Origin of the sequence: Thalassobellus sediminis (assembly GCF_044386045.1) — a bacterium.
GTDB classification, from domain to species: Bacteria; Bacteroidota; Bacteroidia; order Flavobacteriales; family Flavobacteriaceae; genus Thalassobellus; species Thalassobellus sediminis.
Map to the genome: position 1 here is coordinate 1,579,690 of NZ_JBISCD010000040.1, position 14,622 is coordinate 1,594,311.

Sequence of the window (14,622 nt, forward strand, 5' to 3'; positions counted from 1 at the left end):
AAAGCTGCTCGTTAAAGCAGCTTAATTTTGGTTTAAATTTTTATTATTATTTGCAATAATTAATTTTTTCGTAAAAAAGTATTCACTTCTATAGCGACATCTTCCCATGTTTTACTAACGCCATCTGCTCCTTTATGTAAATCAAAACAAACTTTGTTTAAAGATTCTAGAGCACCTAAAGCGTCCCAATCTTTTAGGTTCATAGTTCCTGTCATTTTAACGCGTCTTTCTTCTGTAATTGTTACATCTAAAGGTAAATCGTGAGTAACACCATTCATAGTAATGCTTGCAGAATAACTGTTGTTAGTTACTTTAATAGTACCTTTTAAAATATCGGTGTCTAACATAGCTCCAAAGAAAGACGTTTTAATTTTCGCGTCTCTAGTATTCGTAGCATCATTTGTAAACACACCACTAATAGGAATAGAAAAACTTAAATTGTTTAAAGCTTCCTGAGGTGTTGTACCCGATTTGTTTTCAAACTTTAAAATTTTAAATTCTCCACCAACTGGCTTTTTATCTGTAGTTTTATAAGCGGTCCATTTTACAGAGGTCGCTTCGGGTTTAACAACAAAAGTTACTTTTGGAGCTGTTTCTTCAGGTTTTTGCTCATTCTTTTTTTCGTTTTTACATGCTACCAAACTAATAGCTAAAACAATAACTAGAAAACTTAATTTTTTCATTTTTAGAAAATTTTTATTTACTGTAAAGTTATGTAATAATGAACGGATAGCAAATACTCTATATGATATATATCATATTTTTAACATTAGCAATCCTATAATTTTGATTCTAAATGTTAGGTATGTCAAGTTCATTAGTTAGTAAGTATAATATAGCAGGGCCTCGTTATACGAGTTATCCAACGGTTCCGTATTGGAATCAAGAGACTTTTTCTTTGAGTAATTGGAGGCAGTCATTAATAAAGTCGGTTAGGGAGAGTAATACAAAAGAAGGTATTAGTTTATACATTCATTTACCATATTGTGAAAGTTTATGTACGTTTTGTGGTTGTAATAAGCGTATAACAAAACAACATAATGTAGAAAGCCCGTATATAAATGCTGTTTTAAAAGAGTGGCAATTATATTTAGAATTATTTGACGAAAAACCAGTTATTAAAGAGTTGCATTTAGGTGGTGGTACGCCTACTTTTTTTAGTCCAGAAAATTTAGAAAAATTAATTAAAGGGTTATTAAAAGATTCTGAATTAGCAGATACATATGAGTTTAGTTTTGAAGGGCATCCTAATAATACAACGCGCGAACATTTAGAAGCACTTTATAATGTTGGGTTTAGACGTGTTAGTTATGGTGTGCAAGATTATAATAAAACGGTGCAAAAAGCCATTCATAGAATACAACCTTTTGAAAATGTAAAACGCGCTACAGAATTAGCAAGAGAGATTGGTTATACATCGGTTGGTCATGATATTATTTTCGGACTTCCATTTCAAACATTAGAACATGTTGAAGAAACCATTTTAAAAACAAAAGCTTTGCTTCCAGATAGATTAGCATTTTACAGTTATGCGCATGTACCATGGATTAAGGGGAGTGGGCAACGTGGTTTTAGTGATGATGATTTACCAACACCGGAGCTTAAAAGAAAGCAATATGAAATAGGGAAAAAATTATTGGCTGAAGTTGGGTATACCGAAGTAGGAATGGATCATTTTGCATTAAAAACAGATAGTTTATATCAATCTATGGAAAAGGGAAATTTACATAGAAATTTTATGGGCTATACTGCTTCAAAAACACAAGCTATGATTGGTTTAGGTGTATCTGCAATAAGTGATAGTTGGTATGGTTTTGCTCAAAATGAAAAAAGTATAGAAGATTATTATCAGTTGTTAAGTGAAAATACATTGCCTGTTTACAGAGGACATGTTTTAAATGAAGAAGATTTAATTATAAGAAAGCATATTCTTAATTTAATGTGTCAGTTTAAAACGAGTTGGTCTAATGATTCTCTTTGCTTTAAAGAACTTCCAGAAGTACTTATAAGGTTGAAAGAAATGGAAAGTGATGGATTACTTATTGTAAACTCTAAAACTATTGAGGTTACAAAAAAAGGCCAGCCATTTGTTAGGAATATATGTATGGCTTTCGATTTGTTATTACAACGCAAGAAACCCGATACACAGTTGTTTTCAATGACGGTTTAATATATTAATTTAATAATTTCATTCTCGCTAATGTGGGAATCTAAAATCAAATATTATGCAAAAAATTATTGTACCCATCGATTTTTCTGAATATTCAGAATATGCTTTAGAAACAGCAGCTAAATTAGCTAAAAAGTATGATGCTGAGATTTTAGCGCTTCACATGTTAGAAATGTCTGATTTAGTATATACAGCTTCTGAAGGGCTTCAAAACGAAAAAGTAGCTTTCTTTATTAAATTGTCTGAGCAAAAATTTGAAAAATTTATTGAAAAGGATTATTTAAAAGATATTAAAGTAACACCTATTATTAAACATTTTAAAGTTTTTAGTGAGGTTAATGATGTTGCTAAAAAACATGGAGCAGATCTTATTATAATGGGATCTCATGGCACAAGTGGTGTAAAAGATATTTTTGTAGGTTCTAATACCGAACGTGTTGTTAGAAATGCAGATATACCTGTTTTAGTTGTTAAAAATAAAGTAAATCAAATTAATTTTGAAGTGGTTACTTTTGCTTGTGATTTTTCTGAAGAATGTATTAAGCCATACATTAATGCAGTAAATATGTTTAATAAAATAGGTTCTAAAATGTATTTTGTATATGTTAACCTTCCTAATGATAGATTTAAAAGTTCTTTAGAAATTGAAAGACGTGTTGTTAATTTCTTTACAAAAGCAGAAGGTAATTTAGAACGTATGAAGGATGTGCATTATGTATCCGATTATAGTATTGAAGATGGTATTTTAAGTTTTTCTAATAAAATAGGAGCAGATATTATTGCAATACCTACACATGGAAAAAAAGGATTGGCACATTTTTTTGAAGGCAGTGTGGGTGAAGATGTCGCTAATCATGCAACACTGCCGGTTATAACCTTTAAGATTTAAAATTTGTAGTCGACATACTAATTTTAAAAAAGGAGTTTGTTTTTTAATAAGCTCCTTTTTTTATAGTATAGATACAGCTAGTACATTAAATAAGTTAGCCTTTGTTTTAAAGAAATCATTTTCAAGAGAAATAGCTTTAAGTTTAGCATCAATAAGTTTTGATTCTCTAGAGTTTACTAGGAATAAAGAGCTTTCTCCTAAGAAAAACTTACGCTCTTCTGCTATTAACATTTTTTTGTAATCATCAACAATAACATTAGTATAATTGTTTTGCAAAACAAAAGATGCTAGCTCTTGATTTATAGCGCTGATTTTATTTTTCAAAGTTACTTTTGTAGATTGAATTTCAAATTTAGTATCTAGTAACTTTAGTTTAGCTAATTTTAAATCGGCTCGTTCTTTTCTTAAAAATAGAGGAAAGCTAATATTTAAACCACTTTTGTACGCCGAAGTACTAAATGATCTTGAAACTTCTGGTGTTTGTGATAAAAAATTATATTGTAAATCTATTTTAGGCAATAAGTTGTTTAGTTTTAAACGCTTTTCAATATTCAAACTTTGAAATTTATAGTCTAACGATTTTAACTTAGGATGATTTTCCAAATCTGTATTTTCAATATCTAAAATTGATGTATTTAAAACCATATCAATAGTTTCAAAAGTATTTAAATCTGGAGTTATACCTTCTTTTATTTCAATGGGTGTATTTTCATTTAACCACAAGTAGTTAGATAATTCTAATGATGATTTTATAAATTTAATTTTCGATTTCTCTAAATTTAATTTTCTATTGTTAAGAGCAATTCGTGCTTCTAAAGTATCAATAGCAGGTTTGTCTCCTGTTTCATAACTTCTTTTTATGCCATTGAATCGCATTTCGGCATTGGTTAAAAAATCTTCATATACGCGTTTTTCGTTATATGTTTTTAACCAATTAAAATAGGTAATAGTGGCATTGTACAAAATGTTGTTAACTAAAAGTTGCCTGTCTGCTTTAGCTTGATTTACAAACATTTTTGCTTGTTTAAGCATGGCCATGCGCTTATTTATAAGTAGGCCTTGAGCAACAGCTACAGAAACACCAACACTGTAAAGACCACCTTCAGGAATTGTAGCTTCTGGATTTAAATAAACCCCAGAGTTCTCTTCAAAGTTTCCTTTTAATTCTACACCATACCAAGTAGGTATTTTAAATGAAGTATTTAATTTATCATAATACTCGGTGTTTTTAAACTTTTTTCTGTCATAATCAACTTTTAGTTTAGGATCAAAGGCACCACGAGCTTTCATTCGTTTTGCTTCACTTTCGCTAATGATTAAATTAGCCTGTTTTACAATGGGATGAAATGATTTTACATACCCTAAGTATTCTGTCAGGCTAATAACAGATAAACTGTCCTGTGCAGAAAGGAAACTACTTATAAATAAAAATAGGCTTGCTATATAGATTTTCATTTTTTATCTTTTTTTGAAGCTGTTTTACTATTGTTTTTTGGTTGGTAATAGTTAGGAGGAAAGCTGTTAATTTGCCTCCATAATTCAAACCAAATAGGGACATCTTCTAGTAGTGCAATGGTTTTTGCACCAGAACCAATCCGTATAGCTTCAGGCCATTCATGGTCTGTTTCATCTGGTGCTAGTAATACTCTATATTTTCCGTTGTCACTAATAAATCGTTCAATTGCGACTACTTTAGCGCCGTAGGTGCCATAAGATACATTTGGCCATCCGCTAAAAACTATTGCTGGCCATCCGTCAAATTGAACTCTCACATGCTCGCCTTTATGTAAAAGAGGTAAATCTATTGGTTTTACATAGGTTTCAACTGCTAAATCGTATTGTGCAGGCATAATGCCAACAAGAGCTTCTCCTTCTTTAAAGGTAACCCCAATACCACCTGTTAATACTTTATTTATATAGCCATTTTGTGGAGCCGTAACATATAGTAAATTGTTTCGCATTTTGTAATTTGTATAAGCGTTTTCAAGTTTAGTAACTTGTGCTTGCGCATCAAACCCACTAGATTGTGCTGTATACATATCGCTTTGTGCTTTCGATATTTTATCGGCATATTGTGCAGTAATTCTAGATAGTTCTATTTGTGCATTAAGAATTTCATTTTTACTAGCTAAATATTTGTTTTCTTGCGAAATAAGTTTGGCTTGTGTTGCTTGAAGTTTTAAGCGTTTTTCTTCTACATCTTTTACTGCTTTTAAGCCTTCTTCTTGTAGGGTTTGAATACGATTAAATTGACGCTCGGCAATGCTAATATTGGTTTTAGCAGCTTCTAAATCGATGCTATCACTTTTTACTTTTAAACGCGATTGTAATAGTTTGTTTTGCGTTTGTTGCATCTTTAGTTTTTGCTCGCTTTGTAAAGCAGAAACTTGCCTGTTTAAAGCTTGTACTTTGCCTTCATAAGCTCCAACTGATGATGATTTTGCTTCTATTTGAGTGTTTGTTCTTTCAACTAATTTATCATCAAAATAATCACTTTTTATTTCTGAAATTCTTAAAATGGTATCGCCTTTATTTACATAATCACCTTCTTGCACATACCATGTTTCAATACGACCAGGTATTTGAGATTGTAATGTCTGTGGTCGTTGATTTGGTTTTAAAGTGGTTACTAAACCTTGTCCTGTAATATTTTGTGTCCAGGGAAGAAATAGCACAACGACTACAATAATTGCAACTAGTAATAAAAACTGATTGAAACGTTTGTAATATTCTTTATTAAAAATGTTTTTGCTAGACTTATACTTTAATAAATCTACTGTATTATTTAATTTATTATGAGATATGTTAAGCATGGTTTATGTTTTTAATGGTGCCTTTTTCTAATTCAATAATTTGGTTACATTTCGTTTTCCATCGGCTACTACCGCTAACAACAATTAGTGCCCAAGGCCTATCCTTATGAGATAAGTAATTAGTAATAGCATTAGTTTCTTTAATATTAAATCGGTCTAGTGCATCTTCTAAAATTAAAACCTTAGGTTTTTTAAGAATGGCTCTTGCTAATATGATCTTTTTAGATACCGTATGAGACATTTGTTTGCCATCTGGGTATAAAATTGTATGTAACCCTTTAGGTTGTTCTTTTATAAATTCCATTAACCCAACTTTGTTCATTATATCAAAAATTTCTTCATCTGTTATGGCTTGGTTACCAAAGGTTAAATTTTCTTTTATTGAGCCTTCAAAAGGCGTCTCTTCTGTTAAAGATAACCCCATTTGTGATCTATAATGGTTTAGAGTTAAGCTGCCAATTGGTAAATTATTGATGTATATATTACCATTTGTAGGTTCGTTAACTCCAGCTATGAGCCTAAGTAATGATGATTTTCCAGAACCACTTTCTCCAAGAATTAAAATTCTACTTTTTGAAGTAATATTAAATGAAATATTATTAACTATTTTTATATCTCTGCCTGGTACGGCATAAGAAACTTTGTTTAATTCAATATTTACATGGTCTTCAAATGTTGGATTTTCACCGTCTTGTGTTTCTAATTCTTTGTCTACTACTTGTCCTATTTTTTCAATAGATGTTAAAACGTCATAAAAAGATTCTAAACCTAGAATTAATTTTTCTACAGAAGCAATTACTAATAAAATAATGATTTCGGCAGCAACAAATTGGCCAATATTCATTTCTTGATTAAGTACTAGTGCTCCTCCTATTAAAAGTAGACTAGCTGTAACAATAACTTTAAAGCTAATCATTTGAATAAACTGAATGATTAATATTTTAAAATGATTTTCTCTGGCTTTTAAGTAATCGTTTACTAAAATGTCGTTTTTGTTTACACCTAAATTGGTACTGCCAGAAAGTTTAAAACTAATTACTGTTCTTGCAATTTCTTGTATCCAATGAGCTACTTTATACTTGTTTTTAGATTCTTTTAAACTAGTCTCAAGTCCTTTTATAGCAGTGAACTTAAAAACTATAAATATTAAAACAAGTAGTAAAACCCCAAAGAGAATAAAAAATGGATGGTAAAAGGATAGCAAAATAAGAGCAAATAATATTTGTAAAATTGCAGTTGGGACATCAATTAATATTTTTGATAATCCTTTTTGAATGGTTAAGGTGTCAAAAAAACGGTTTGCTAATTCTGGTGGATAGTAATTACGCAATTCAGACATCTTAATTTTTGGAAAACGGTAACTTAATTCAAATGATGAACGCATAAAAATGCGCTGCTGTATGGTTTCAATGATGCGTAACTGCATAAGTTGTAATGCGCCTGAAAAAGCAACTCCTAAGGTTACTAAAGTAACTAATACAATCCATGAAGTGGATATTTGTGCACCTTGAATTAAATTTATAATGGCTTGTATACCTAACGGTAGCGATAATGCAACTATTCCAGAAAATATAGCGTAATAAAAAACTTGTAGAATATCTTTTTTTTCAAGTTGCAATAATCCAATTAAGCGTTGCCAAGGTGACATGATTTGTTTCTCCATATTTTGTTATTTTAGGGCGTTTAATACTAAATGAATATAAAAATCTGTTGGTGTTATATTCTCTCTACAATCCGTAATTGATTTGAAATGATTTTTTAAAAAGTGCTGATGTAAACTACCTTCTATAATAGTACTTGCTAAACTTGATGCAAATACGTATTTAGGGTTTGCTAGTGAAATCATGTCACGTAAACGGTACACTATTCTTTTGTATGCAAAAAAATACCCTTCTTTATTCTCTTTGTCTACTTCTTTGGTTAAGAATGACTTAGAGTTTTCATTTATTATAATACGATTTAAAATTATTTCATTTATATGTGAGTAATTACTGTCTTCTTTAATGGTTCTAGATACAATTTCTATGGCACGTTTTAGTTTTTCTAAAGCATCAGAAGTGTTATGTGTTTCAAAAACAAGTTGATATTCAATCCAGCTCCAATACCAAGACGTTAAATACACAAGTAATTTATGTTTGCTTTCAAAATAACGATATATAGAACTTTCATTTGAACCTATTAAAACTCCTAGTTTTTTAAAAGTAAAAGAGTCAAAACCAATATCATCAATTAATATTATGCTTTCTTTTATTATGCGCTTGCCTAAAGCCGAAGACTCTGGGTCCTTTATGTAGATTTTTTCAGGAACAGTTATTTTTAAGTTAGATAGTAATGTTTTCATGTTTAATGTTTGTTTGTGCAAATATAATAGTAATACTATTAATATTGAAAATAAAAATATGTTTTTATGAAATAATTAATATTTCTTAAAAAAATAACGATGTAATTATGTTTAAAAAAAGGTGTTTCTTTCTAGTGACAATTAATGCTACTAGTAACAGTTTCATTTGTTAGAGCAGGGGAGATATAAGGAATACCAAGTCCTAAACCACGAAGAATAAATAATGCTCCAATTAGTATTACAAAAACAGGAATGGCCTTTTGTATTTTTTGTCTAACACTGCCTTTCAAAAAGTTACTTAAATAAATAGCTGAGGTCATTAAAGGTATAGTGCCTAAACCAAAAACAGCCATGTATAAACTTCCGTTTAAAGCATTGCCTCCAGCAATAGCAGCAAAAAGAGCCATGTATACTAATCCGCAAGGTAAAAAGCCATTAAGAAATCCAATGGTTAAAAACGTGTCTGCTGTTTTTCTCTTTAATGCCTGTCCTAATGCCGATTTAACTTTACTTATAAGTTTGTAAATAGGCTTAGAAAAGTTGAATTTATTAAAGGTTTTTTGTGGAATTAAAACAACTAATATCATTAAAACACCAATAGTGATAGATAGTTGCTGTTGAAATCCGAAAATATAAAGACTCTTTCCTATAAGGCCAAAAACCAAACCAATAATGCTATAAGCTAAAAGTCTACCAAAATGGTAAATAGTGATTTGATATATTTTTTTGAATTCATTTGTTCTGTCTAAAGGAAGCATAAAAGCAATAGGTCCACACATGCCAATACAGTGAAAGCTTCCTAATAGCCCTAAAAAAAATGCTGAAATAAGCATATTAATAATTTATTGTTTCTTTGTATAAATAAGATTGGTTGTTTAATTGCCAGTCTATTTTAATGTTCCATCGACCATCTACCAAACGATTGTCAGGTATGAGCAAATAAGGTTTAGATAATGAAATAGCAGTATCAAAATCTAACTGTTTGTTAGATGGTCTATATAGGAACACTTTTCCTTTAATTTTTGAAAAATCAATATCATTAGGAAAATTAATAATTAGTCCCTTAGCTGATTTCTTATATGTAATTTTTTGATTTAAATTATTAGCATTTGTTAGCTTATTAATATCGTTTTGATAATTTAATTCTTCAGCGTAATAATCTTCAGTTACTAAATCATGACTGTATTTATTGTTTACATTCATGGTGATGATAAAATACATGATAAAGCTTATAAAGCCTATAAATGCAAGTATAATTCCTGTTCCCCAATTAATTTTCATAGTTTTTATATTTTAACTTTTATACTTTTCCTTTATTTTTGAGTTTGACTTCTTATCAAACACTTTATTAAATATCAAATTATCTATAACTTCTCGGTCCTAAAAAATTAGCCGTTGTGGTTTCAATAAGTTTCTCGTTCTGGTAAATACCAATTTTAATTTTATTTCTATCTCCAGATAATACCGAATTATTAATTTCAATAAATAAAGTGCCTTTGGCAATACCTTGACTTGGTACTACAAACTCATCGCTAGTAGAAACCAATTTCAATGTTCCTTTATGAGATAGTAGTTTTAAACTAACATGATCTATCTCTTTAGTTGTTTTATTAACTAGTTTATAGGTAAACACATTACTAATAATGTTATTGTCTTTGTGTTCGTATAACTGTCCTGGTAATCTTAAAACATTAGCTTCAACATTATTTCTTAAAAACAGCATACCTGTTAATAAGCCTATTAAAATAACAAGTACGGCAATGTAGCCTTTTAGTCTAGCTGTTAATTTAAAAGTAGATTTCTTCTCAATATTGTCTTCGCTAGCATATCTAATTAAGCCCTTTGGTAAATTAATGCTATCCATAATACTATCACACTCGTCAATACAAGCGGTACAGTTTATACATTCTAATTGTGTGCCATTTCTAATATCAATACCTGTAGGGCAAACATGTACGCATTGCGAACAATCAATACAATCGCCATGTCCTAAAGCTGCTCTATCGTCACTTTTTCTGAATTTCTTTCTTCCATTTTCGCCTTCACCACGTTTATGGTCGTAGGCTACAATAATCGATTTATTGTCTAATAAAACACCTTGTAATCTGCCATACGGACAAGCAATAACGCAAACTTGTTCTCTAAACCAGGCAAATACAAAATAAAAAATAGCTGTAAAAATAAGCAGAGAAATAAGATTGCTTACATGACTAAAAGGACCATCTGTTATGTATTGAATAAGTCTATCACTTCCTATTAAATATGCTAAAAATACATTAGCAATAATGAATGAAATAATGAGAAATATAATTAGTTTTAATCCTTTCTTTCTAATCTTTTCTGCATTCCACGGTTGTTTAGAAAGTCTAATTTGTTTGCCTCTATCTCCTTCAATCCAATATTCAATACGTCTAAAAACCATTTCCATAAAAATGGTTTGCGGACAAATCCAACCGCAAAATATTCTACCAAAAGCAACAGTAAAGAATGTTATGAAAATAACCCCAATAATCATTGAAATAACAAACAGATGAAAATCTTGTGGCCAAAACGGAAAACCAAAAATATTAAAACGACGCTCTAAAACATTGAACATTAAAAACTGATTGCCATTTATTTTTATAAATGGCGACAGTAATAAAAATGCCAATAAACAATAGCTAACCCATTTTCTGTATTTGTAGAATTTGCCACTTGGTTTTTTAGGAAAAACCCAAGCACGTTTACCATCTTTGGTAATGGTGCCAATAGAGTCTCTAAATGTTTCGTTTTCTGGCGTTTCCATTTTATTTGGGTTTAAAAATAAGAACCAAGAATTAACGGAAGTTTTAAGCTATTAATCTTGCTAATCCTTGATTCTATGAACTAGTGTTGTTAGTTGGTAACAGTTAACGAATCTAATTCTGTGGTGTTCATTTCTATAGGGGTTGTTTCTGCATTTTCATCGGCCCAAAGGTCTCCTTGTGGATCTTTTGGGTTTGCTGGTGTAGTACCTTGAAATGTTAAAAGATAACTTGCTACTTGTGCCATTTCCAGTGGTTTTAGTTGTTGTTTCCAAGCAATCATACCTTTTCCTGAACGTCCTCCTTCAGAAACCGTTTTGAATACACTTTTTATATCGCCACCTAAAATCCAGTGTTTATCCGTTAAATTCGGACCAATACCACCACCACCATCTGCCATATGACATGCAACACAGTTTGTTTCGAATATTGTTTTACCAGCACTTAAGTCTGAAGCTTCTGTTAATAGTGTAACCGTATTAACATCTACTAAATTTTTAGCTGTCTTTTTATAATTCTCAATAGCTATTCTTGCATCGGCTAATTCCGTCTCTAATTCATCAAATTGATTTTCGCCTTCAAATACATGGAATCGTAATAAGTATACAGCTGCAAAAATAATTGAAATATAGAAAGAATAGATCCACCATGGCGGTAAGTTGTTGTCTAACTCTTTAATGCCGTCATAGTTATGGTCTAAAATAATTTCGTGTTCTTCTTCTATTGGTTTGTCAACACCTGCAAGCTTTTTGTAGATATTTGATAACCATGTAAATTTAAACGACTTATTTTTTTCTGCTAAAAATCGGGTTTTCGCTTCTTCATCTAATTTATGAAGCATCACATTTTCTAAAGCACCAATAATAGCTTCAATAGCAATTAATATAAGTAGTACTAAAAATAAAAATAGTAATACTACAGGGTATTCAATAAAGGCAGGTTTTTCTCCAGAATCTATAAAGAATTCTACGGCTCCGAAAATAACAAAAAATGCTACAGGAACACGAATCCAAGATGGGATTAAATTTCTCATAATATATCGTCGTTTTGGTTGTCTAATGGAATGTTACTTACAGTTTTTATATAGTCTTTTTTAGCAGTAAATACCCATAAAAAGAGCACTACAAAAAATGTGAAAAAGATGAGAAGAGAAATTATTGGGTAAATTTCAATATCCGTAATACTCTCCATATAGTTTTTTGCAAATTTTAACATAGTTATAATTTTATGGTTAGTTTTAGTTTTGTGATATATCTACTTTAATATCGGAGCCCAGACGTTGTAAATATGCTATAACAGCTACTATTTCTCTGTTTTTCATTTCTACAAATGATTCCCCGCTTTCGGAAGCGAATTTTTTATCTGCTTCATAGGTTTTTACAAAGTCTGGATCGGTATAAAGGTTTTCTTCAATTTTTGTGCCTTGTGCCAACATATCTGCTTGCGCATTCGTTATCTCATCTTCAGTATAAGGAACTCCTAAGGTTACCATAACTTTCATTTTAGCTTCAATTTGCGACTTGTCTAATTCATTTTTAATTAGCCAAGGATAACGAGGCATGATTGAACCCGATGAGGTACTTTGTGGATCATACATGTGATTAAAGTGCCAGTTTTCTGAATATTTAGACCCTATTCTATGTAAGTCTGGCCCCGTACGTTTACTTCCCCAAAGGAATGGATGATCGTAAACATATTCGCCAGCTTTAGAGTATTCGCCATAACGCTCTACCTCACTTCTAAATGGACGAATCATTTGTGAATGACAACCTACACAACCTTCACGAATGTAAATATCACGACCTTCTAATTCTAAAGGAGTATATGGTTTTACACTGGCTATCGTTGGAATATTAGATTTCACCATAATGGTTGGTATAATTTGTACAATGCCTCCAATTAAAATAGCTACGGTTGCTAAAAGTGTTAATTGAACTGGTCTGCGTTCTATCCAAGTGTGCCAACCTTCGCTAGAAGTACGTTTTTTAGTAACGCGTTCTAAAGCAACAGCTTCTGCTAATTCGTTTTCAACTTTGCTACCTTGTTTTATGGTTGCAATAATGTTAAATACTAATATAAGCATCCCTACTAAAAATAACGTTCCACCTATAGCACGCATCCAATACATTGGCATAATTTCGGTAACAGTTTCTAAAAAGTTTCCATACGTCAGTGTGCCATCAGGGTTAAATTGTTTCCACATACTTGCTTGTGTAAATCCTGCAACATACATTGGTAAGGCATACATAATAATGCCTAAGGTGCCAATCCAGAAATGAAGATTTGCTAAGCCTATAGAGTAAAGTTTTGTTTTAAATAGTTTTGGTACTAAAAAATAAATCATTCCAAAGGTCATAAACCCATTCCACGCTAAAGCACCTACGTGTACGTGTGCAATAATCCAATCGGTAAAATGCGCAATGGCATTAACGTTTTTAAGAGATAAAGTAGGGCCTTCAAAAGTAGCCATACCATAACCTGTTATGGCTACAACCATAAATTTTAAAACAGGATCTGTACGTACTTTATCCCATGCTCCGCGAAGTGTTAATAATCCGTTTATCATACCACCCCAAGAAGGCATTAAAAGCATTACAGAAAATGCAACTCCTAAATTTTGAGCCCATTCTGGTAGAGCGGTGTATAATAAGTGATGCGGTCCTGCCCAGATGTATATAAATATTAAAGACCAAAAGTGAACAATAGATAGTCTATATGAATACACAGGTCTGTTAGCCGCTTTAGGAACAAAGTAATACATTAAACCTAAAAACGGTGTTGTTAAAAAGAATGCTACAGCATTGTGTCCGTACCACCATTGTACTAAGGCATCTTGTACACCAGCGTACACTGAATAACTTTTTAAAACACTTACTGGTAGCTCTAAACTATTAAATATATGAAGCACTGCAACGGTAACAAATGTGGCAATGTAAAACCAAATGGCAACATATAAGTGACGTTGTCTTCTTTTTAAAATGGTGCCAATTAAGTTCCACCCAAATACTACCCAGACAAGTGCTATTGCAATATCGAAAGGCCATTCTAATTCGGCATATTCTTTAGATGTTGTAAAACCTAGAGGTAAAGTTATAGCTGCTCCAACAATAATAAGTTGCCAGCCCCAGAAATTAATTTTACTAAGGGTGTCGTTAAACATCCTAGCTTTTAATAAGCGTTGTGTAGAATAGTATATACCAGCAAAAATGGCATTTCCGACAAATGCGAAAATAACAGCGTTGGTGTGTAATGGTCTTAATCTACCAAAACTTAGCCATGAAATTCCATCGGTTAAGTTTGGGAATAAAAACATGAAAGCTAGTAGTAGTCCTACTAGCATACCCACAACGCCCCAAAGCATAGTGGCGTATATGAAATTTTTAACGATTTTATTATCGTAATGAAACTGTTGCATTTCCATAATTATAGTTATTAATCTTTTTTGGTTAGTATTGTTTTTTTGGAAGTTTCTTTAATAAGTTCGTCTTCAAATAACATGCGAACAGATGGTGTGTAGCTATCGTCGTACTGTCCTTTTTTTACAGCCATAATAAATGCTATAAAAAAGCCAACAGCAACAATAACACTTATTGTTAGTAATACATAAATAACACTCATACCTACTT

Annotated in this window: 14 protein-coding genes; 2 read left to right on the top strand and 12 right to left on the bottom strand. The window is 31.2% G+C overall.

The features are described from left to right. Positions 1–59 precede the first annotated feature (59 nt). Positions 60–683: a YceI family protein gene (locus tag ACH5TW_RS13550; RefSeq protein ID WP_439337038.1), complete on the bottom strand. Its 624-nt coding sequence runs from the start codon at positions 681–683 to the stop codon at positions 60–62. 122 nt (positions 684–805) lie between these two features. Between ACH5TW_RS13550 and hemN the strand changes: the two genes are divergently transcribed. Beyond that, positions 806–2,170, top strand: coding sequence for an oxygen-independent coproporphyrinogen III oxidase (hemN, locus tag ACH5TW_RS13555; protein ID WP_439337039.1), 1,365 nt, complete (start codon positions 806–808; stop codon positions 2,168–2,170). A gap of 55 nt (positions 2,171–2,225) precedes the next feature. Then, the gene (locus ACH5TW_RS13560; RefSeq protein WP_439337040.1) at positions 2,226–3,059 is read left to right on the top strand and encodes a universal stress protein; all 834 of its coding nucleotides are present in this window, start codon (positions 2,226–2,228) and stop codon (positions 3,057–3,059) included. Between the two features lie 60 nt (positions 3,060–3,119). Here the strand turns inward: ACH5TW_RS13560 and ACH5TW_RS13565 are convergent, their stop codons facing one another. From ACH5TW_RS13565 to ccoS, 11 genes are all read right to left on the bottom strand, one after another. Beyond that, positions 3,120–4,514: a TolC family protein gene (locus tag ACH5TW_RS13565; RefSeq protein WP_439337041.1), complete on the bottom strand. Its 1,395-nt coding sequence runs from the start codon at positions 4,512–4,514 to the stop codon at positions 3,120–3,122. Further along, positions 4,511–5,872 carry an HlyD family secretion protein gene (locus tag ACH5TW_RS13570; RefSeq protein ID WP_439337042.1) on the bottom strand — a complete coding sequence of 454 codons (1,362 nt, stop codon included), beginning with the start codon at positions 5,870–5,872 and terminating at the stop codon, positions 4,511–4,513. Before ACH5TW_RS13570 ends, ACH5TW_RS13565 begins: the two co-directional genes overlap by 4 nt. Further along, on the bottom strand, positions 5,865–7,535 hold the full coding sequence (locus tag ACH5TW_RS13575) for a peptidase domain-containing ABC transporter (RefSeq protein ID WP_439337043.1): 1,671 nt from the start codon (positions 7,533–7,535) through the stop codon (positions 5,865–5,867). Before ACH5TW_RS13575 ends, ACH5TW_RS13570 begins: the two co-directional genes overlap by 8 nt. Positions 7,536–7,541: 6 nt before the next feature. Beyond that, positions 7,542–8,213, bottom strand: coding sequence for a TetR/AcrR family transcriptional regulator (locus ACH5TW_RS13580; RefSeq protein ID WP_439337044.1), 672 nt, complete (start codon positions 8,211–8,213; stop codon positions 7,542–7,544). A 131-nt stretch (positions 8,214–8,344) separates the two neighbouring features. Continuing rightward, a complete protein-coding gene (locus ACH5TW_RS13585; protein WP_439337045.1) occupies positions 8,345–9,046 on the bottom strand; it encodes a sulfite exporter TauE/SafE family protein in 702 nt (233 codons plus the stop codon). Position 9,047: 1 nt separating this feature from the next. Next, positions 9,048–9,494 carry a FixH family protein gene (locus ACH5TW_RS13590; RefSeq protein WP_439337046.1) on the bottom strand — a complete coding sequence of 149 codons (447 nt, stop codon included), beginning with the start codon at positions 9,492–9,494 and terminating at the stop codon, positions 9,048–9,050. A 79-nt stretch (positions 9,495–9,573) separates the two neighbouring features. Continuing rightward, entirely contained in the window at positions 9,574–10,998 is a 1,425-nt protein-coding gene (ccoG, locus tag ACH5TW_RS13595; protein ID WP_439337047.1) for a cytochrome c oxidase accessory protein CcoG, read from the bottom strand. An 89-nt stretch (positions 10,999–11,087) separates the two neighbouring features. Continuing rightward, complete coding sequence (locus ACH5TW_RS13600) at positions 11,088–12,029, bottom strand: cbb3-type cytochrome c oxidase N-terminal domain-containing protein (protein WP_439337048.1); 942 nt, start codon at positions 12,027–12,029, stop codon at positions 11,088–11,090. Next, the gene (locus ACH5TW_RS13605; RefSeq protein ID WP_439337049.1) at positions 12,026–12,211 is read right to left on the bottom strand and encodes a CcoQ/FixQ family Cbb3-type cytochrome c oxidase assembly chaperone; all 186 of its coding nucleotides are present in this window, start codon (positions 12,209–12,211) and stop codon (positions 12,026–12,028) included. Before ACH5TW_RS13605 ends, ACH5TW_RS13600 begins: the two co-directional genes overlap by 4 nt. Positions 12,212–12,233: 22 nt before the next feature. After that, entirely contained in the window at positions 12,234–14,417 is a 2,184-nt protein-coding gene (gene ccoN / locus ACH5TW_RS13610; protein ID WP_439337050.1) for a cytochrome-c oxidase, cbb3-type subunit I, read from the bottom strand. 11 nt (positions 14,418–14,428) lie between these two features. Then, positions 14,429–14,614: a cbb3-type cytochrome oxidase assembly protein CcoS gene (gene ccoS, locus ACH5TW_RS13615; protein ID WP_439337051.1), complete on the bottom strand. Its 186-nt coding sequence runs from the start codon at positions 14,612–14,614 to the stop codon at positions 14,429–14,431. Positions 14,615–14,622 lie beyond the last annotated feature (8 nt).

Bases quoted from the DNA above. Each gene is read 5' to 3' on its own strand.
- ACH5TW_RS13590 (WP_439337046.1), bottom strand. From the start codon at position 9,494: ATGAAAATTAATTGGGGAACAGGAATTATACTTGCATTTATAGGCTTT.
- ccoN (WP_439337050.1), bottom strand. From the start codon at position 14,417: ATGGAAATGCAACAGTTTCATTACGATAATAAAATCGTTAAAAATTTC.
- ACH5TW_RS13580 (WP_439337044.1), bottom strand. From the start codon at position 8,213: ATGAAAACATTACTATCTAACTTAAAAATAACTGTTCCTGAAAAAATC.
- ACH5TW_RS13550 (WP_439337038.1), bottom strand. From the start codon at position 683: ATGAAAAAATTAAGTTTTCTAGTTATTGTTTTAGCTATTAGTTTGGTA.
- ACH5TW_RS13560 (WP_439337040.1), top strand. From the start codon at position 2,226: ATGCAAAAAATTATTGTACCCATCGATTTTTCTGAATATTCAGAATAT.
- ACH5TW_RS13570 (WP_439337042.1), bottom strand. From the start codon at position 5,872: ATGCTTAACATATCTCATAATAAATTAAATAATACAGTAGATTTATTA.
- hemN (WP_439337039.1), top strand. From the start codon at position 806: ATGTCAAGTTCATTAGTTAGTAAGTATAATATAGCAGGGCCTCGTTAT.
- ccoS (WP_439337051.1), bottom strand. From the start codon at position 14,614: ATGAGTGTTATTTATGTATTACTAACAATAAGTGTTATTGTTGCTGTT.
- ACH5TW_RS13605 (WP_439337049.1), bottom strand. From the start codon at position 12,211: ATGTTAAAATTTGCAAAAAACTATATGGAGAGTATTACGGATATTGAA.
- ACH5TW_RS13565 (WP_439337041.1), bottom strand. From the start codon at position 4,514: ATGAAAATCTATATAGCAAGCCTATTTTTATTTATAAGTAGTTTCCTT.
- ACH5TW_RS13585 (WP_439337045.1), bottom strand. From the start codon at position 9,046: ATGCTTATTTCAGCATTTTTTTTAGGGCTATTAGGAAGCTTTCACTGT.
- ACH5TW_RS13600 (WP_439337048.1), bottom strand. From the start codon at position 12,029: ATGAGAAATTTAATCCCATCTTGGATTCGTGTTCCTGTAGCATTTTTT.
- ACH5TW_RS13575 (WP_439337043.1), bottom strand. From the start codon at position 7,535: ATGGAGAAACAAATCATGTCACCTTGGCAACGCTTAATTGGATTATTG.
- ccoG (WP_439337047.1), bottom strand. From the start codon at position 10,998: ATGGAAACGCCAGAAAACGAAACATTTAGAGACTCTATTGGCACCATT.